The organism is Bradyrhizobium sp. CCGUVB1N3, from assembly GCF_024199925.1.
Lineage (GTDB): Bacteria > Pseudomonadota > Alphaproteobacteria > Rhizobiales > Xanthobacteraceae > Bradyrhizobium.
On record NZ_JANADR010000001.1, the window covers coordinates 9,729,786 to 9,747,129 of the forward strand.

Below are 17,344 nucleotides of genomic sequence, written 5' to 3' on the forward strand. Positions count from 1 at the left end.
CCGGAGACGGCAAATCCGGGCGGCGCGGCGGTGGCCGCTATGGAGCATTATGCACACAAAATGATCAGGGATTGTATAAAGTTTCGCCTGTCATTGGATACGGCTGGTCGACTAACCTTTGGAGCCTGATTTGAGGATCGAGCCCCAAATCAACGAGCCCACATTCAACAAGCCAAAATCTATGGCCGCCAAAGCTCAACCGAAGTCTGACACATCGCTCGCGGCCGACAATGGCAGTGACCGCGTCAGCCGTATCCGGGAGGGCGTGACGACCGCGATCCTCGAGCATCGGCTGCTGCCGGGCACCAAGCTCGGCGAGGACGAAATCGGTGAGATCTACGGTGCGAGCCGCACCCTGGTCCGCACCGCGCTGCACCAGCTCGCGCATGAGGGGATCGTCAGCATCGAGAAGAACCGAGGCGCCTTCGTTGCGCGGCCAACGCCGGCCGATGCGCGAGAGGTGTTCGAGGCGCGGCGGTTGATCGAGCCGTCGATCGTCGATCACGCCATCGACGCGGTGTCGCCGGATTGGCTTGAGCGCTTGCAACAACATCTCGCCGAGGAGCACGCGGCGGAAACCCGCGGCGACGCCAGAGCCTCGATCCGGCTGTCCGGCGAGTTTCACCGGCTGGTCGCCGAGATGTCCGGCCACAGCATCTATGCCGGCTTTCTCAAGGAGCTGATCGCGCGCTCCTCGCTGATCATCCTGCTCTATCGCCGCCACGACACGCCCGCCTGCGGTACCAGCCATCATGCCGAGATCGTCACCGCAATCCGCAGGCAGGACAAGCCGCAGGCACGCGAGCTGATGCTCTCACATCTCACGGAGATCGAAGCCGAGCTGTTTCTGAAAGAGCCGGCGGCCGACGAGCCGCGGCTTTCCGACGTGCTTGGCGCCTGAGGAACGCAAGCCTGCGGCGGACGGTGGGGCCACGCCTGAGGCCTAGCGTCAATGCAAGCTTTCACTTTCGGCGGCGAGCTGTCCGTCTTGTGTGATCTCGTATTGGCCGTCTCGCTTCCTCATCCACCCGGACCTGACCATCTCCCGCGCGGTCTGAATGGAACAGATCGGATGGTTGCCGCCGGGGTGATACAGCCTGTCGTTGCGGACAACCAGATGCCCGTAGAGCTGAGCCTGGCGCAGTGCCCTGCGCATTCCGGGCGAAAGGTTTTTCATGTCGCTTCAAGCCACCCCCATGTCCTCGGCACTTTGTGCTTCAGGAGGTCGAACGAGATGCGCAACTGCTCGAGTGATTGGGCGGCTGCGAAGTCCGGTCGGACTGCAAGGCGACGCGCAATCGGTTACGCGCATGGTGGCGATCCTCCGGCCGCAATTGAACGATCTCGGAGCTCGGCTGTTCCTTTCTTCGGAACCGATTTCGAGCCGACGTCAAATTATGCCCAATAGGATGAAACACCCGACCTCAACCAGGAAAACGAGGCCGGTGACCACCGACATGAGAAAGACATCGCCCGGCGTCAGGAAGTGCATGGCTCGCCTCACCACTTGCGAGCCCCCATTGGCAATTCACATATGTTAGAAAAGTTTCGGTTCCCCGGTGGGTAACGTACGCGAAAGCGCGGCGGCCTTCGCCGCAAGCGCGCCCCTAGGTCTCTACCGGGATAAGGGAGGCCACTTCCCGATCCCGCGGTTTTTCGCTTGCCGCAAGGCCGCCAGCAACGCCGGTGCGGTCGGCGGCGGGACGGTTCTGGCTCATCTTGCGCTTGCCCTCGAACCGGCTGACGGGAATGCGCACGCCCACGATCCCACGCAGCTGCGCGGCGATGAAATCAGCAGGCGCGTCGCCGACCGCCCAGGGCTTGGTGCGCGAGCCCTCATGGAGGTTCGTCAGCCGCGTGACCACCTCGAGCAATCGTTCGCTCTCCTCGAAGAACTCAACCGGGCCATAGGCGTGGACGGCAATATAGTTCCATGTCGGCACCACCTTTCCGGTTTCCTGCTTGGTGGCGTACCAGGAGGGCGTCACATAGACTTCCGGACCCATGAAGATCGCGAGAGCTTCGCCGATGGGCGCGGCACGCCATTGCGGATTGGCCTTCGCCAGATGCCCGTACAGCACCCCGTTCTCGCTTTCGGTCTCATCCAGGAATAGCGGCAGGGGTGTCGCGGCCGGCCCTTCCACCGTGGCCGTGACCAGATTGGCGAGGCGGGCGGAGCGGATCGTGGCGCGGATGCTCGCGATATCGTCATCCCTGAAGGCAGGGGGCACATACATGGTGGTTCTCCGTTCTCGGGCCCGAGATAACCCCAAGGCTGGTATGTCGGAAACTGCCAGTTATCGAAGATTTTGGTAGTCCAGTTGCCGGCGCCTCTGCCGCGTCGCGTGGCGCGTCGAGCGCAGCTGCTCGACCGCTTGCACCAGGAGCTCGCAGCCGCGCTCGATCTGGCGGGTCTCCAGCGCGGCGTAGCCCATGACGAGGCCGACGACATCCGGCCGATGCCGGCGAGCCTGGCGCCGCTGATCGAACAGGGACGAAACAGGGTAGATGCCGACTCCTTTGGCGAGGGCAGCTTCGATCAATGCCGCTTCCGACGTCGGGGGCAGATCACGAAACCAGACCACGACATGCAAACCGGCCGCGGCGCCGTCGATCTGGATCCGGTCGCCAAATCGGCGGTGCAAGGCATCGAGCAGGGCTTGCCTGCGTTCGCCGTTGCGCCGTCGGGCGCGTCTGACGTGGCTGTCATAGACGCCGGTCTCGAGCATCGTCGCAAGCGCGTCCTGCCCGGCCAGCGGCGTGTGCCTGTCCATGATCAGCTTGGCCGCGGCGAACGCCGACCGAAGTTCTGGCGGCACGACCAGATAGCCGATCCGCAGCGTCGGCGAGAGCGTCTTGGAGACCGTCCCGAGATAGATGACGTTCTCGCTGCCTTCGAGGGCGTGCAGAGGGGGAACAGGTTTGGTGTCGTAACGGTACTCGCTGTCGTAATCGTCCTCGATCACGTAGGCATCGAACTTTCGTGCCCAAGCGAGCAATTGATGCCGGCGCCCGATCGGCATGACGGCGCCGAGCGGAAACTGATGCGACGGCGTCACGTAAGCGAGCCGTGCTTCGGTCTTCACAAGCTGCTCCGTATCCAGTCCGTCCGTGTCGACTGGAATTGAGACCGCGAGCGCACCCGTGGCCGAGAAGACGTGACGCGCCATCAGGTAGCCTGGATTTTCCATCACGAACCGATCGCCCGGGTCGAGCAGAAGCCGCGCGCACAGATCGAGCCCTTGCTGCGAACCGTTCACGGCGATGATCTGGTCGACCTCGCAGCGGACGGTCCGGGTGCGCCAGAGATAGGCTCGCAGTGCCGTTCGCAGCCGCCGCGAGCCGGAGGGATCATCGTAGGTCAGTTTTGTGGGCCTGCGGGTCATGGCGGCGACCACCGCTCTTTTCCACGCGAGCACGGGAAAGTCCGATGGTGAGAGATCACCGTAGCGAAAGTTTGCAATGAAGTTGCGAGATGGTTCGCTCGGGCGGGGCGCGACTTGGCTCAATCGCTGACCGTATGTCGAGAGCCGTACCTTTCGCGATGACGGGCGTGACCGGGTGTCCCGGTTCCGCGCCTCGGCAACAGCCTTCGCGACGCGCGGCCTTGCCCCAGGCCGAACATCGATGAAGCCCTCCGCAGCGAGTTGCTCGTAGGCGACCGTCACGGTCGAGCGTGATACGCCGAGTTCGCCGGCGAGCGCGCGCGAGGAGGGCAGCAGACCATCGGCGCCGTACACGCTTTCCAGGATCTGATCCCTGAGCGCTTCATAGATCTGGCGCGCGCCCATTTTCCGGATGCGCTTCTGAGCGGGCGTCTTGGTCTGGACCATCGAAAATTCAAAAAACCGGCTATTTGGCGATGCCAGTCTGCGGCCATCCGGTCCTGATGCCAAGCGGTTCCGATGCACGACGGAGCCGTCGAAGCTTTTGCTGTGGGCCCAAAAAGTTGCGGCCAGCCATTGGGGGATGGCTGGCCGCGCGCGAACCGGTCTGGGACGGGGAGGGGTGGGGATGTGACCGGGTCGCGTAACTCGCTTGTTGGTTCCTGCTACTGATCCTTGGCGCTGGCGGTGGAGACCGCCGGCTTGGTATCGCCGAGCGAGACCCAGACGTTGGGATCGCTCTGCGACTGGCGCTTGACGAAGCGGTAGCCGGTCTCGGTCCAGGCGACGACATTCTCGTTCTGATTGTCGAGAATGAACTCACCCTTGTCGGTCTTGACCGTCAGCACCGCGTGTCCTTCACCCTTCTTGTCGCGCACGACGGTGATCAGCAGGGCCTCGCGGGGCCATCCGGCATCGATCAGCATCTTGCGCTTCAACAGCACATAGTCCTCGCAGTCGCCGTAGCCGTCGGTCGGCAACGACCACTTCTCGATCACGCCCCAGTGCTCCATGTCGGTCAAAGGCTTGACGGTCTCGTTGACCCAGCGATTGACCTTCAGCAGATCGCGCCATGCCGTCTGCGACATCACGATGTCGCGCGGCTGCGACGGACCGCCCTGGCATTGGGCAGCATTGTCGTTACAGAACTCGACCCAGCCGATCGGCGCACGCGTGCTGTCGCCGAGGCTCGCGTAGAGCAGGCGGCCTTCGCCGGCCTGCACCGTCGCGCTGATCCCGAAGAGCATGGCGCCAACCGCCAGCCCTTTCCCCTGTCCCCTGAAGTCGAACATCGTGGCCCCCGTTTCTTGTTGGGACCACAATTGCCACGAAGCTTTTGCGTTGCCGCTAAGTGAGCCAAGTCAAGTCGAGACGAATGAAAGTAAAACGAGCGCTGAATTCGACTTTTACTTGAATATATTTCGAATAAAATTTGAGAATACTGCAATTGAGTAAAATTGTAGGCGTTAACGCGGAAAACCCGGGGAACTCAGCGTTTTCGCTCCGCACTGCCGCCCGCGTTAACCGGCTGCCGCATGCGCGCGAGATGCGAAAAAGGCGGCGTCCGCGCTGCGGAGGCCGCCTTTTTTTGCTCGATTGCTGGATTTTTCGGGCGGTTGCGCTTTACCGCGCGGTAACGCTCTCTTCGAGAGTCTCGATCGGCTGCTCGTGGACGAACTCGAGCGCAAAGCCGTCTTCGAGATTTCTGACCACGCGGCCCTGCACGCGGCCGAGCATGACCTGCGATTTCAGCGGCGGGCGGTTCTCCGCGGCAATGGCGGCGCCGGACAGCGACAGGTCGATGATGCGACAGGTCATCTTGGTGCCGTCCTCGAGCGTGAGCACCGCGATCGGGTTGCGCGGCACGATACGGTCGTGGCGGCGATCCTCCGGCAAATTGAGGATATCGCGGTTGGCGAGCCAGGTGAGCTGGGCCGCCAGCTTGTCGCGCTTGCGGGGCGTCGCACCCACCGTCATGGCGAAGCCATTGTCGATAATGCGGGTGATCTTGCCCTCGACGCGGCCGATATGGTCGAGATAGGCGACCACGCGATCGCCGACATTGCCGATGCCGGGGGCCAGCAGGGCCAGTCCGCCCGGTGACATGTTGATCACCTGGCAGGGGAATTCACGGCGGTCCGGCAGCATGTAGCGGCCGAGCAGGTGAACCTTCACCCGCTGGAAACGCCGACGTTCCTCGGCGGCCGGAAGAAATTTTTTGTTCGCCAACGCCATTTTCACTACCCGACCCCCGCCCGGGCGGAGTCCCAACGACCGTAAGGTGCACAGGGTTAACGCGCCGTTAGCGGGACACGCCGGACGTGCAGATTGGTGGGGCGGCGGTCATGCCCTCCAGGCCGCGCGATAATAAAGGACGAGCAGCAGCGCCAGCAGGACGGCGGCCGACAGGGCGAGCGACCAGTGAATGCCGATCGCCGCGCCGAACAGGCCGACGGTGATGCCGCTGAAGGCCCGCATCCCGAGCCCGGCCATGTTGAACAGGCCGACGACGCGGCCGCGGATATCGGCCGGCGCGTTGAGCTGCACCAGCGCCTACGCCATGGTGTTGAACGACAGCTCGAAGAAGCCGGCGGCAAACAGCAGCATGATTGCCAGCGGATAGATACGCACCGATGCGAAGGCGAGTAGCGAGACGCTCCACAGCATGGCCAGCGTGATCGCGGTCCGCGGCGTACCCTTGAGCCGTCCCCACGATTCCAGCGCAATGCCGGCCAGCAGCGCGCCGGCGGCGTCGGCCGCCAGAAGGACGCTGTAGGATACTCCGGGATCGCCATGGCCGAGATCGCCGGCAAAGCCCGGCATCTGCGCGTGGTAGGCGTTGCCGATCATGAAGGAGGTGAGCCCGGCCAGCCACGTCATCGCAGTCAGCACCGGCTGCGTGCCGATGGAGCGGATCGTCAGCACGATGTCGGCAAGGCCGCGGACGGCGAAGTGCCGCACTGCGACGCTTTTGTCCCGCGCCGGCGCCGGGAACAGCCAGAGCAGCATGGGCAGGTAGAACAACGTATTGAGGATGATGCCGTGCGACGACCCGAGCGTCAGCATGATGACGCCGCCCACGGCAGGGCCGACCAGGATGCCAAGGTAGCGCGCCATCGCATTCAGACGCACCGCGCTCGGTAGATCGGCAGGTCCAACGAGGTCGTAGAGCAGGAGCTGGTTCGGCGTCTGCCACAAGACGCCCGCGCAGCCATGGATGACCAGCAGCAGCATCGCGTGCCACATCTGGATCGTATCGGTGATGAAGAAGATGCCCCATCCGGTGGATGCGACGATGAACAGCAGCATCCCGCACTGGATGATGCGGCGCGGATCGAAGCGGTCGGCGAGGCTGCCGACCGCGACGGAGAACAGCAGGAACGGCAACCAGTGCGACAGCACCGCAAAGCCCGCGAGCGCCGGCGAGTGGAATTTCTGGAACACCACCCAATAGCTGATCACGTGCTCGATATTGTCGGCCATCATGGCCAGCACGTAAGCCATGAACTGCGCGCGATAGGGCCGCGACTGCATCGCTGCGAACGAGCTCGGTGCAGCCGCCGGTTTCGTCGAGGTGTGAATGTTCAATCGATCACCCGGGTAAGAACCTGGCCGGCTTGGGGTTACGCCCTGACGCCCTTCGCGGTTGGCATCACGCCGAACCTCACATAGGCTCCACCGCAGCCCGCGACATTCAACACAAGACGGGCAGCGAGGAAATAGCCATGGAGTCAATCCGCGTATGCACGCATGCTGGGCCGGGCGCTGAACCCGTCATCCGCACCGTGCCGTGGCCGAAGGTCGGGAAGAAGGCCGCGTTGATCAAGGTCGGCGCCTGCGGCGTCTGCGGCACCGACCTGCACATTCTCAGGGGACATTGGCCGAAGCCGCTGCCCTGGCCGTTCACGCTCGGACACGAACTCGGCGGCGTCATCGTCGAATGCGGCGACGAATTCACCGAGGACTTCATGAGCAAGCCGCTTCACGTCGGATCGAAGGTGATGATCCCGCCGCTGATGCCCTGCGGCCGCTGCTACTACTGCATCCATTATCCGGCGACGGCCAACAAGTGCCTGACGCCCGTCTATTACGGCCGCTATCTCGGCTTCGACAAGGCGCCGCATCTGTGGGGCGGCTGGGCCGAATACGTCTATGTCGATCTCGACCTGCTGCCGGGCACCAAGATCTACAAGCTGCCCGACGACATGTCGCTGCGTCTGGGCGCGCTGTCCGAACCGCTGACGTCCTGCATCCGCGCCTTCAACCGCGCGAGCCGCGCCGGCGGCTTCACCTGGGGCGACACGGTCGTGATCCAGGGTTCGGGTCCGATCGGCATTCTGGCGGTCGCGGCTGCGCGGGAGATGGGAGCAGGGCGCGTGATCTGCGTCGGCGCTCCGGAAGAGCCGCGGCTCAAGCTCGCGCGCGAGTTCGGTGCGGAGGCGACAGTGAATATCGAGGAGCTGAAGACGCCGCAGGATCGCATCAAGGCCGTGCGCGACATCGTCGGCGGTTTCGGCGCCGATCTCGTGATGGACTGCTCGGGCCATCCCTCTGCCGGCCCCGAAGGCATCGAGATGCTGCGCGACGGCGGCACCTATGTCGAGATGGGCCAGTTCACCGATGCCGGATCGATCGAGACCTCCTGGCATCGCATCTGCACCAAGGACCTCAACGTGCTCGGCTCCTGGGGCTTTACCGGCAACGACCTGCCGCTCGGCGTCGACATGCTCTACCGCACGGCGGGCAAATATCCATGGTTGAAGATGCAGACGATCTATCCGTTCACGGAACAGGGCGTCGCGCAGGCGGTCGCGGATGCGATAGCGATGAAGACGGTGAAGTCGACCATCGTGCCTTGGCCGGAATTGGTGGGGTAGAGGAGTTGCTGTCGGGTGGGTTGGAATCCACCCTGCGTTCGAGCCAGCCGCGCGTCGCCCTTTCACCGCCCAAAAAGTTCCATCAGGAATCCGCGAGATATCCCCGCTGAGGTGAAACTTAAGCCCAAGTTCCGGCTTTCACTTCTCGGGAGATGACTGTGAAGCGAATCCTGAAACCCCTGACTTACATCCTGGCCGTCGTCTACTTCCTGGTGGACGCGGTCTTCATGTCCGTGGCGAGGCCCATATCGCGCTGGCTTGGGCGGCATCTGGAATTCAAGCGGTTACGCGCCTGGATCAGATCGCTGCCGCCTTATCCCTCGCTCGCCCTGTTTTCCGTGCCCGTGATCGTCCTGGAGCCCGTCAAGCCCGTGGCAGCCTACCTCGCCGCAACGGGCCAGATTGTCAGCGGCGCTGTGGCTTTCATCATCGGCGAATTGCTCAAGCTCGTGCTGGTCGAGCGCCTGTTCCATCTGACGCGCGACAAGTTGATGAGGATTCCGGCTTTTGCCTGGGCTTATGGGAAGTTCGCCGAGGTGAGGGCATGGCTGCAAGCAACCGAGGCTTGGCGTGCCGTCCGCGCCTTGAGCCGCGCGGCGCGGGACCTTGTCGTGCAAGCCAAATCGAGGCTCGTCGGTGGCGTCAGCAAGCTCGCGACCTTTCGGGACTAGCGCTCGATAGAGCAATCTGCCCTTCAGGCGAGCTTGCGCGGTGCCGCGGTTGCCTTGTCTCCGGTGTTCGGCGTGCCGGTCGGCTCAATCAACAGAAGATGAACCTCTTCACGCGCCACGGGGCGATGTTCGACGCCCTTGGGGACGATGTAGAGCTCGCCTGGCTCGAGCGTCACCGTGCGATCGCGCAATTCGATGTCGAGGCTGCCTTTCAGGACGAGAAAGAAGTCGTCGGTGTCCGCGTGGCTATGCCAGGTGAACTCTCCCTTCACCTTCACCACCATCACGTCGCAGTCGTTGAAGGTGGCGACGGTGCGCGGAGACCAGAACTCCCCGAATGTCGCGAGCTTGTCGGCAAGCGATATCTTGTCGGCCATGCATCACCCGTGTTGCGTTGATCTCGTGCAGTAGCGATTTGGGATCGAACTGCTGACGCGACAAGGGGAAACCGGGTTGTCTTGGGATCCCTGGGTTGCTGCCCAGCAGGTTCGTTGACCTAGGTCAACATTCTCAGAACCAAAAGAATCTCATGCTGCACCACCATCATCTTGCCAGCGGATCGGCATCACATTCGTCGAGCGAGCAACATGAGATTTCCAGCAGGGGTCGTCGCGGGAATGCTCTTGCTCACAGGCACGGCGACGAGCCATGCCGTGGTTCGCATTACGAATGATCGAGGCGGACAGATTGGCTACTACATCGAAAGATACGAGAAATTGCGTGCCTCGCGTCAATCGGTCGTCATCGACGGCCTTTGCGCCTCCGCCTGCACGATCGTCCTTGCAACCATTGCTCCGGATAACATCTGCGTAACGTCCAGGGCGAGACTTGCCTTTCATGCTGCATGGGACTTCGGCAGGAATGGGCGCACATTTACAGATCGTGGGGCGACCCGGATGCTGTATTCGATGTATCCCTCGCCAATTCAACAGTGGCTCGATAGTCGCGGAGGTCTAACTCCCCGCACGGTTTTCCTCGAAGGTAAACAGCTGCATGGAATGTATCGGGGATGCGATCTTGATCCCCGGCCATCCGCCACACGATGAGCGACGCGATTATCGCCCCTGCATCCTCCTTGTACCAAGGGCCGATGGCACAAAGTACACTTGCCACACGTGGGGGTTGCGTTTTGAATGAGCATCAACACCGGCAGGGTTGAGTGATGGTGGAGAACACGCAGGATTTGCCTCCCGAGATCGCAGAGTTGTTTGCGGCTGCGGAAAAGCTGCCGGTGGGCAAAGAGCGCGACGACTTGCTTTGGAAGGCGCTGGAATTGGAAGCCAGATTGAAAGTCGAGCGCTGGGTCAGCTCGCCCGGGCTGCGGCCGCCGTGCGGAACGGCAGACGAGGACTGATTGGCTGCATTGCCATCCCTGCAGTTCCACCGTGCCGTCGAGCACATGGAAATATGGAGCGCGAGCAGCGACGGCTTTTCGTTCGTGATCAGTTTCGAAAGTCGCGATGGGACCGGCTTTCACGGAAGGCCAGGCTATGTCGCGTCATGGCGTCCAGTTTACCCGAGCCGTGGTGCGATCAGGATTTTCGGCTCGCCGTTCAAGACATTCAATGAGGCCGAGGCCGCCTGCGATGCCATGCTGAACCAACTGACGAGTGAAGATTGAAAGTCTTTGGGGGAGCGTCGACCACGACGCTCAGGGCTACTCCGCCTTATTCGGACACCGGGCCCAGGCCGCTATGTCGGCGCGGATGTCTCACCAACCGGGTTTCACAACAATGACGCGCCGCTGCCGTATCCTGCACAAGATCAAGTGCGGTCATTGCCGGGTCTAGGATCGTGGCGAGGGCTGGCGGATGTACCCAACCTCACACGTCCGAAACGCCCCCGGAGTTCCAACTCCGGGGGCTTTTTCTAGCTAGTCGGCCGGATCGCCTGCGGCGAATGCGCGAAGTCTATCGAAGGCCGACATGGCAGTGGTTGGTTCCTTGTCAGGAACAGAGCCAAATGATGACCACAGCCATTGGCAGGCCCACACCCAAGGCACCGACAATCATCAGCGCAAAAGCCGAAAGCAGGTTGGCCTCGGGCTGCATCTCACGCCCGTGCATCTCGTCGCCTCCATCGAGCCCCGCCCAAGGATGAACGATCCCCACCGAGTACAAGGCTGGACGCGCATGGTTAAGAAAAGATTAACAGGCTCCCGCAATCCACAATGCAGCTCTGTGCGGCAGCGGCTAAGCGCCGAACAGACCGGCACATTCGAAAACACGGGGATCGGCGGTGAGCCCTCTGGCGCCACCGCCGACAACACGGCATCTCACCAACAAACGTTCACGGGGACGACGCGCCATCCCCAGCCAGTCCAGACCCGACGCCATCTCGTACATCCATCCCACCCGGCATAGCCCCAACCCGGGGCACCCCAGCCCCAACCGGGCCCCCAAGCTGCCGCACTGGCGATGCCTAATCCGACGCCGAGGCCCACAGCCGGTCCGCCCCAACCCCAGCCGCCTCCACGCCACCCGCCGCCCCAGCCGCCACCGTGCCATCCTCCCCCTGCAAAGCCGCCGTGAAAGCCACGCTGTGCGGAAGCAGCGCCCGGTGCGAGAGCAAGGATCGCAGCAACACCGAGCGCGAAAAGCGCCTTCTTGACCATGAGAACCTCCGTAGGTCGAGGAATTGCGCGAAGTAAACGGCTCACAGTCGCGTTGGTTGCAGTCCCGCGGGACCGGTAGCGCGACAACTCACACGTTGGAGCTATGGATCGCGTCCACGACAGCTTCCGTCACCTGCTTCGTCGTCGCGCTGCCGCCGACGTCGGGCGTCTTGATGCCGGCGGCCGAGACCTTTTCCACCGCACGCATCAATCGTGCGGAGGCGTCGCGCTCGCCGAGATGATCGAGCATCTGCGAGGCCGTCCAGAAACTCGCCACCGGATTGGCGATGCCCTTGCCGGTGATGTCGAAGGCCGAACCGTGGATCGGCTCGAACATCGAGGGGAAGCGGCGCTCGGGATCGATGTTGGCGGTCGGCGCGACGCCGAGGCTGCCGGCGAGGGCGCCGGCGAGGTCGGACAGGATGTCGGCGTGGAGGTTGGTCGCGACGATGGTGTCGAGGCTCTGCGGCTTCAGCGTCATCCGCACCGTCATCGCATCGACCAGCATCTTGTCCCAGGTGATGTCGGGGAATTCCCTGGACACTTCGTCGGCGATCTCGTCCCACATCACCATGCCATGGCGCTGCGCGTTGGACTTGGTGACGACCGTGAGCAGCTTTCGGGGCCGCGACTGCGCAAGCTTGAACGCGTAGCGCATGATGCGCTGGACGCCGACGCGGGTGAACACGGCGACCTCGGTGCCGACCTCCTCGGGCAGGCCGCGATGCACGCGGCCGCCGCAGCCGGCATATTCGCCTTCCGAATTCTCGCGCACGATCACCCAGTCGAGATCGCCGGTGCCGACATTGCGTAAGGGAGAGGTGATGCCCGGCAGGATTTTTGTCGGGCGCACATTGGCGTATTGGTCGAAGCCCTGGCAGATCGGCAGGCGCAGGCCCCACAGCGTGATGTGATCAGGCACGTCCGGCGCGCCGACCGCGCCGAAATAGATCGCGTCGAATTTCTTCAGCTTCGCGAGCCCGTCGGTCGGCATCATCACGCCATGCTTGCGATAATAGGCCGAGCCCCAGTCGAAAGTCTCGACGTTGAACTTCACGTCGCCGAGGCGCTTTTGCAGGCTCTCCAGCACGGTGACGCCGGCGGCGATCACTTCGGGGCCGATGCCATCGGCAGGGATAGCGGCAATGGAATATTCACGCATGGTTGGATCTCCGTGGGAATGAATTGGCGTTGGGGATGGCGTCAGCGACGTCGCGCGCGGCTTGCGAGCGGGAGAGCAGCCAGGTCAGCAGGGCTGATAGCACGAGCAGGCCGGCGACGAAGAACAGTCCGCCTTGAAAACTGCCGGTCATGTCCTTGATCCAGCCGATCATGGCGGGACCGACGAAGCCGCCGAGATTGCCGATCGAGTTGATGGTGGCGATGCCTGCGGCCGCTGCCGAACCGGACAGGAACAGCGTCGGCATGCTCCACAGCGGCGGCTTGGAGGAGGAGATGCCGATATTGACGAGGGTGAGCGTCAGCACGACGGAGGCCACCGTGCCAGCGAAGCCGGCCATCGCAAGGCCAAGGGAGGCGAGCAGGCAGGCAGACACCACGTGCCATGTGCGTTCGCCGGTGCGGTCCGAATGCCGCGCCCATGCGACCATCGCGATCACGGCGACGATACCCGGCACCGCGTTGAGGAAGCCGACCTGGAGCGAGGAGAGCCCGAGCTCCTTGATGATCTGCGGGGCCCAGATGCCGAGCGTGTAGAGACCGGCCGAGGTGCCGAAATAGACCAGCGACAGCGCGAGCACGCGTGGATCCGCAAGACCGCGCCAGATGCTGTGGCTCGCCACATGCGCCTTGCTGGTCACCTCCGCATTCATCGTCAGCACCAGCCAGCGGCGTTCGTCGTCGGTGAGCCACTTCGCCTTTTCGGGCCGATCGGTCATGTAGAACAGCACGATCACGCCGAGCACGAGCGCAGGCGCCGCCTCGATCAGGAACATCCACTGCCAGCCGGCCAATCCGAACAGGCCGTGCATCTCGAGCAGCGCGCCGGACACCGGCGAGCCCAGCACTGTCGAGAGCGGTGCGGCGGCCATGAACAGGGCGGTGACGGCGGCGCGCTGGCGCGCCGGAAACCAGTAGCTGAGGTAAAGGATGATGCCGGGGAAGAAACCGGCTTCCGCAGCACCCAGCAGGAAGCGCAGGGCATAGAAGCTGTTGGGGCCCTGGACGAAGGCCATCGCGCCCGAGATCAGGCCCCAGGTGATCATCACCCGCGCGATCCAGATCCGCGCCCCGACCTTGTCGAGCACGAGGTTGGAGGGCACCTCGAACAGGAAATAGCCGAGGAAGAAGATGCCGGCGCCGAAGCCGAACACGGTCGGCGAGAAGCCGAGGTCCTTGTTCATGGTCAGCGCCGCGAAACCGATGTTGACGCGGTCGATGAAGGCAATGAAGTACAAGAGCATGATGAACGGGACGATGCGCAACGTGATCTTGCGCAGCACCCGTGATTCCAGTTCGGAACTCATCGAGCGATCTCCTCGCCTGACTGTTGTCGTTATGCTTGACGGCTCCCTGCACGAAAGACCCGGCAGGGCTCAAAGACAATCGGCTCGCGTTTATTCAAAAAATTGATATAATCGCACGCGGAGGACGGAATGGACCTGCATCAATTGCGCTGCTTCCTCGCGGCGGCCGAGGAGCTGCATTTCGGCAAGGCGGCGCAGCGGCTCGACATGCTGCCTTCGGCGCTCGGTCGTCACATCCGCCTCCTGGAGGAGGATCTCGGCGCGCGCCTGATGACGCGCACGACCCGCAGCGTTGCGCTCACGGAGGAGGGCGAGCTGCTGGTCAAGGAAGCCGGCCAGCTCCTGGCACAGGCCGATGCGATCGCCGACAAATTCCGCAACCGCGCGCGCAAGCGCGCCGCAAAGGTGCGCCTGGGCGCGATCGACAGCGCGGCGGCGGGCCTGCTCCCGATGCTGCTGCACGATTTCAGGAAGCGCAGGCCCGACGTCACGGTGCAGCTGGTTGAGGACAAGACCATCCGCCTGTTGCCGCGTCTTCTGTCCGGCCGGCTCGATCTCGCGCTGGTCCGCCCGCCGCAGCAGGCCGACAAGCGGCTCGAGTTTCTCTTCCTGTTTCACGAGACGGCGGTCGTCGTGGTGCCCGACCGCCACCGTTTGGCGTCGCGCAAGCGCGTCAGAATCGCCGATCTCGAAGGTGAGGCGCTGATCGTGCCCGAGCGCAAGTCGCGCCCGCACAGCCACGACCTCACCATAAAACTGTTCGCGGAGGCGGGGCTGGATGCGCATATCGCCCAGATCGCCGAGGAGAAGCAGACCATCGTCAATCTGGTCTCTGCCGGCCTCGGCGTCGCCATCGTCCCGCGCTGGACCGCGCGCATGGCGACACGCGGCGTGCGCTACATTCCGCTCGCGGCCTCCACGGCCAACAAGCTGCCGCTCGCCGCGGCCTGGCCGCGCGGCACCAGCGACCCGGTTCGCGACGAGATGCTGGCGATGATCAGGGCGGGGCTTGCAGCTTACGCGAAGGAGGCGTGAGTGACCCATCGCTTGCCTGATGCCCTCAGCGATCTTGCCGCCTTCCTCGTCGAGGCCAAGCGGCGCACCTACGCCGGTCTCGATGACGACGCGACCATCGCAGCGCCTCTGCTCGCCGGCTCGAAGCAGCTCGAGCACCGCGCGCCGCCTTACACATACCGCGACATCTATTTCGGCATGGGCTTTTTCGTTGGTCAGGAGACCGTGTCGCGGGATGACAGGGTCATCTGGTCGATGAGCTACTCGGGTGGCGCGCGGAGCGACATCGATGACCGTGCAACGCTGCTCTCGATCTACCAGTTCTTGCGCCAGGCGTTGCTCGCGGTGAGCGTCGACATGCCCTATCGTGGACCGGCGAGTCTCACCGCCGATGACTTGGCCTATCGCAACGATGTCGAAGGTTCGCTCGAACGCTTCCACGGCGTCGAGGTGATCGCGCAAGGCGGCGTCGATCTGTACGAGCTGCGCTACGGGGGCGGCCTGTTGAGATGACGTCGCGCGGATGAGGGACAGCCATCATGGTCGCTTCTCGCATCGATCCGAGTTTGTCAGCGCTCAATCCGCAAAGCAAATAAACGCCGCCGGAGCACGCCGGCGGCGCCGTATTCGGTCACGTCAGGTGAACTCAGCGGCCGCCACCGCCACCACCGCCACCACCGCCTCCTCCGGCGTTATTCATCGCGGAGCTGTAGCGGGGATCGGTCTGCTTCATGTAGGTCGGGGACGTGTCGCGGGGAGGCGGCAGACGATCGGTCCGGCGGGGGGCCGGCGCTTCAGTCAGAAACAGCGGGCCGCAACCCGCGACGAAGAGGATATCGCAGGTCGTAACGCGCTCGTGGAATGCGTTGGCGTTGGTCGTGGCCATCGCGGTCGTGGCGGCAAAACTGATCAATGCAATTGCTGTCAATCTGGATTTCGTAAACATGGGAGTTCTCCAGTCTTCGATTCAGCGAAGCCCGGAACGGCCCGCTCAGCCGTTGGACGGAGCCGGACGAAAACCGGTTCGAGCGCGTACACGGCAACGTGAATGGTCTGCGGCGACTGGGCAACGTGTCCACTGCGCCCACTATGCCTCGCGCAAACGGCTCTCAGCGAGATTGCGGACCATGTATCTTGCGCCGTCGCCATAGGACACGAGCTTGGTGCGCAACGCCGCATCGGGCGCGATCACGCGAAAATCGTGGCGCGCCCAGAACGGAGAGGTGTCGTAGACGGAGACGAGCGCGAGATGTTCGATTCCGCTCGCGCGCGCCAGGCGTGCGAGCGTCTCGATGTACGATGTCGCGACGCGGCTGCCGCGCGAGGCAGGCATTACCGCGACGTCATGCACGTAGAGGCAGTCCGGCGCAGGCGGCAGTCGTTGCAGGAAGTCGTCGAGCGGCGGAATCTGGTGGAGCGTCCAGGGATGAGCGATACCGTAGCCAAAGACGTCGTCGCCTGCGATGAGCACCCGGCAGCCCTCCGGAAACAAGCTCATCTTCTCCGCAAGCACGTCCCCGCGTTCCGGCAGATCGGGATGGACGGCCGTCGCGATCGCGTTGATCGCCGGCAGATCGGAAGGCTCGGCGCGGCGCCAATGTGATTGCACGTTGCTTCCCGCGCGCCCGGGGCGGGCGTCTATCTCAGCCCCTCATATACCATCAATCCGCGCGCGATCTGCAGCTTGCGGATGGCGCGGGGCAACAGCTTCTCAGGCTGGTGCAGATAGCGCCAGGAGGTGAGGGCGAATTCGCCGAGCGCACCATATTCGTCGTTGAACGGGGCGAGCACGCCGGTGACGCTCACCGGGGTATGCGGACGCGCGTTGAAGGGCAGCAGCAAGAGCTCGAGATGCGCGCGCGTGCCGTCCTGCCGCGTCGCGGTGAGGCCGGCGATGGCGCCAAGCGTCTCCTCTGCGACGATTGCAGTGATCTCCTCGATCTCGGAGCGGCACTCGCGCGCAAACAGCGCGGCAAAGCTCTGGTCCTTGAGGTCGCGTCCCGTGAGCGCGCAGACGCGCGTGCCGGCGACGCGGAAGGGAAAGCCAAGCGTCGGCTCGCAGGACAGGACAAAGATGTCGCCCAGCAGGCCGCGGACGGCAGCCGGATCGATATCGGCGCGGTCAGGCGCCCGCGCGGTGCCGCGCTTGTCGTCCCAATAGGCGAAGAATTCGCGGCTTGACGGATGCTTCATGACTCTACGCTCGCCCCTCGGCCGCACGTCATGGGACAGACTTGTCCCGCTTCAGTGCACCTCGGGTCCCCTTCTGTGTTGTGCAGGAGCGGATTTGCAGCGT

At 63.6% G+C, this 17,344-nt stretch carries 19 protein-coding genes and 1 pseudogene; 7 read left to right on the forward strand and 13 right to left on the reverse strand.

All coding sequences use genetic code 11. From position 1 onward, the window contains the following. The first annotated feature begins 181 nt into the window (after positions 1 to 181). Complete coding sequence (locus NLM33_RS45930; RefSeq protein ID WP_254105331.1) at positions 182 to 901, forward strand: GntR family transcriptional regulator; 720 nt, start codon at positions 182 to 184, stop codon at positions 899 to 901. Between the two features lie 48 nt (positions 902 to 949). Here NLM33_RS45930 and NLM33_RS45935 read toward each other — a convergent pair whose 3' ends face one another. The 6 genes and pseudogenes from NLM33_RS45935 to NLM33_RS45960 form a co-directional block, all read right to left on the reverse strand. Next, complete coding sequence (locus NLM33_RS45935) at positions 950 to 1,177, reverse strand: hypothetical protein (protein WP_254105332.1); 228 nt, start codon at positions 1,175 to 1,177, stop codon at positions 950 to 952. A gap of 430 nt (positions 1,178 to 1,607) precedes the next feature. Continuing rightward, positions 1,608 to 2,237, reverse strand: coding sequence for an FMN-binding negative transcriptional regulator (locus NLM33_RS45940; RefSeq protein ID WP_254105334.1), 630 nt, complete (start codon positions 2,235 to 2,237; stop codon positions 1,608 to 1,610). A gap of 60 nt (positions 2,238 to 2,297) precedes the next feature. Continuing rightward, positions 2,298 to 3,833, reverse strand: coding sequence for a PLP-dependent aminotransferase family protein (locus tag NLM33_RS45945; RefSeq protein WP_254105336.1), 1,536 nt, complete (start codon positions 3,831 to 3,833; stop codon positions 2,298 to 2,300). A 218-nt stretch (positions 3,834 to 4,051) separates the two neighbouring features. Next, a complete protein-coding gene (locus NLM33_RS45950; RefSeq protein ID WP_254105338.1) occupies positions 4,052 to 4,678 on the reverse strand; it encodes a transglutaminase-like cysteine peptidase in 627 nt (208 codons plus the stop codon). A gap of 331 nt (positions 4,679 to 5,009) precedes the next feature. Beyond that, positions 5,010 to 5,621 carry a PilZ domain-containing protein gene (locus NLM33_RS45955; RefSeq protein WP_254105341.1) on the reverse strand — a complete coding sequence of 204 codons (612 nt, stop codon included), beginning with the start codon at positions 5,619 to 5,621 and terminating at the stop codon, positions 5,010 to 5,012. Positions 5,622 to 5,729: 108 nt separating this feature from the next. Next, positions 5,730 to 6,968: pseudogene (locus NLM33_RS45960) on the reverse strand (MFS transporter). Between the two features lie 143 nt (positions 6,969 to 7,111). Here NLM33_RS45960 and NLM33_RS45965 point away from each other — a divergent pair. After that, positions 7,112 to 8,263 carry a zinc-binding dehydrogenase gene (locus NLM33_RS45965; protein WP_254105343.1) on the forward strand — a complete coding sequence of 384 codons (1,152 nt, stop codon included), beginning with the start codon at positions 7,112 to 7,114 and terminating at the stop codon, positions 8,261 to 8,263. A gap of 158 nt (positions 8,264 to 8,421) precedes the next feature. Further along, positions 8,422 to 8,934, forward strand: a complete 513-nt coding sequence (locus tag NLM33_RS45970; protein WP_371930091.1) for a hypothetical protein — start codon at positions 8,422 to 8,424, stop codon at positions 8,932 to 8,934. A gap of 23 nt (positions 8,935 to 8,957) precedes the next feature. Here the strand turns inward: NLM33_RS45970 and NLM33_RS45975 are convergent, their stop codons facing one another. Then, positions 8,958 to 9,311, reverse strand: a complete 354-nt coding sequence (locus tag NLM33_RS45975) for a cupin domain-containing protein (protein WP_254105348.1) — start codon at positions 9,309 to 9,311, stop codon at positions 8,958 to 8,960. Positions 9,312 to 9,461: 150 nt separating this feature from the next. After that, complete coding sequence (locus tag NLM33_RS50080) at positions 9,462 to 9,773, reverse strand: hypothetical protein (RefSeq protein WP_371930092.1); 312 nt, start codon at positions 9,771 to 9,773, stop codon at positions 9,462 to 9,464. A gap of 323 nt (positions 9,774 to 10,096) precedes the next feature. Between NLM33_RS50080 and NLM33_RS45985 the strand changes: the two genes are divergently transcribed. Both NLM33_RS45985 and NLM33_RS45990 read left to right on the forward strand, forming a co-directional pair. Continuing rightward, positions 10,097 to 10,288, forward strand: a complete 192-nt coding sequence (locus NLM33_RS45985) for a hypothetical protein (RefSeq protein WP_254105352.1) — start codon at positions 10,097 to 10,099, stop codon at positions 10,286 to 10,288. Positions 10,289 to 10,333: 45 nt separating this feature from the next. Further along, entirely contained in the window at positions 10,334 to 10,555 is a 222-nt protein-coding gene (locus NLM33_RS45990; RefSeq protein ID WP_254106180.1) for a hypothetical protein, read from the forward strand. 1,081 nt (positions 10,556 to 11,636) lie between these two features. On the opposite strand, the gene NLM33_RS45995 is transcribed toward NLM33_RS45990, so the two are convergent. Continuing rightward, on the reverse strand, positions 11,637 to 12,710 hold the full coding sequence (locus tag NLM33_RS45995) for a tartrate dehydrogenase (RefSeq protein WP_254105355.1): 1,074 nt from the start codon (positions 12,708 to 12,710) through the stop codon (positions 11,637 to 11,639). Beyond that, positions 12,703 to 14,034 (reverse strand): MFS transporter, encoded by a 1,332-nt coding sequence (locus NLM33_RS46000; protein WP_254105357.1) that lies wholly within the window; start codon positions 14,032 to 14,034, stop codon positions 12,703 to 12,705. Before NLM33_RS46000 ends, NLM33_RS45995 begins: the two co-directional genes overlap by 8 nt. A gap of 129 nt (positions 14,035 to 14,163) precedes the next feature. Between NLM33_RS46000 and NLM33_RS46005 the strand changes: the two genes are divergently transcribed. Both NLM33_RS46005 and NLM33_RS46010 read left to right on the forward strand, forming a co-directional pair. Further along, entirely contained in the window at positions 14,164 to 15,069 is a 906-nt protein-coding gene (locus tag NLM33_RS46005) for a LysR family transcriptional regulator (protein WP_254105360.1), read from the forward strand. Continuing rightward, positions 15,070 to 15,561, forward strand: coding sequence for a DUF5680 domain-containing protein (locus NLM33_RS46010; protein ID WP_254105362.1), 492 nt, complete (start codon positions 15,070 to 15,072; stop codon positions 15,559 to 15,561). Positions 15,562 to 15,694: 133 nt separating this feature from the next. Here NLM33_RS46010 and NLM33_RS46015 read toward each other — a convergent pair whose 3' ends face one another. The 3 genes from NLM33_RS46015 to NLM33_RS46025 form a co-directional block, all read right to left on the reverse strand. Further along, on the reverse strand, positions 15,695 to 15,994 hold the full coding sequence (locus NLM33_RS46015; protein WP_254105365.1) for a hypothetical protein: 300 nt from the start codon (positions 15,992 to 15,994) through the stop codon (positions 15,695 to 15,697). Between the two features lie 141 nt (positions 15,995 to 16,135). After that, positions 16,136 to 16,657: a GNAT family N-acetyltransferase gene (locus NLM33_RS46020; protein ID WP_254105370.1), complete on the reverse strand. Its 522-nt coding sequence runs from the start codon at positions 16,655 to 16,657 to the stop codon at positions 16,136 to 16,138. Positions 16,658 to 16,686: 29 nt separating this feature from the next. After that, a complete protein-coding gene (locus NLM33_RS46025; RefSeq protein WP_254105372.1) occupies positions 16,687 to 17,241 on the reverse strand; it encodes a PAS domain-containing protein in 555 nt (184 codons plus the stop codon). Between the last annotated feature and the right edge of the window lie 103 nt (positions 17,242 to 17,344).

Coding starts and splice junctions, on each gene's coding strand:
- NLM33_RS45930 (WP_254105331.1), top strand. CDS start 182: ATGGCCGCCAAAGCTCAACCGAAGTCTGACACATCGCTCGCGGCCGAC.
- NLM33_RS45935 (WP_254105332.1), bottom strand. CDS start 1,177: ATGAAAAACCTTTCGCCCGGAATGCGCAGGGCACTGCGCCAGGCTCAG.
- NLM33_RS45940 (WP_254105334.1), bottom strand. CDS start 2,237: ATGTATGTGCCCCCTGCCTTCAGGGATGACGATATCGCGAGCATCCGC.
- NLM33_RS45945 (WP_254105336.1), bottom strand. CDS start 3,833: ATGGTCCAGACCAAGACGCCCGCTCAGAAGCGCATCCGGAAAATGGGC.
- NLM33_RS45950 (WP_254105338.1), bottom strand. CDS start 4,678: ATGTTCGACTTCAGGGGACAGGGGAAAGGGCTGGCGGTTGGCGCCATG.
- NLM33_RS45955 (WP_254105341.1), bottom strand. CDS start 5,621: ATGGCGTTGGCGAACAAAAAATTTCTTCCGGCCGCCGAGGAACGTCGG.
- NLM33_RS45965 (WP_254105343.1), top strand. CDS start 7,112: ATGGAGTCAATCCGCGTATGCACGCATGCTGGGCCGGGCGCTGAACCC.
- NLM33_RS45975 (WP_254105348.1), bottom strand. CDS start 9,311: ATGGCCGACAAGATATCGCTTGCCGACAAGCTCGCGACATTCGGGGAG.
- NLM33_RS50080 (WP_371930092.1), bottom strand. CDS start 9,773: ATGAAAGGCAAGTCTCGCCCTGGACGTTACGCAGATGTTATCCGGAGC.
- NLM33_RS45985 (WP_254105352.1), top strand. CDS start 10,097: ATGGTGGAGAACACGCAGGATTTGCCTCCCGAGATCGCAGAGTTGTTT.
- NLM33_RS45990 (WP_254106180.1), top strand. CDS start 10,334: ATGGAAATATGGAGCGCGAGCAGCGACGGCTTTTCGTTCGTGATCAGT.
- NLM33_RS45995 (WP_254105355.1), bottom strand. CDS start 12,710: ATGCGTGAATATTCCATTGCCGCTATCCCTGCCGATGGCATCGGCCCC.
- NLM33_RS46000 (WP_254105357.1), bottom strand. CDS start 14,034: ATGAGTTCCGAACTGGAATCACGGGTGCTGCGCAAGATCACGTTGCGC.
- NLM33_RS46005 (WP_254105360.1), top strand. CDS start 14,164: ATGGACCTGCATCAATTGCGCTGCTTCCTCGCGGCGGCCGAGGAGCTG.
- NLM33_RS46015 (WP_254105365.1), bottom strand. CDS start 15,994: ATGTTTACGAAATCCAGATTGACAGCAATTGCATTGATCAGTTTTGCC.
- NLM33_RS46025 (WP_254105372.1), bottom strand. CDS start 17,241: ATGAAGCATCCGTCAAGCCGCGAATTCTTCGCCTATTGGGACGACAAG.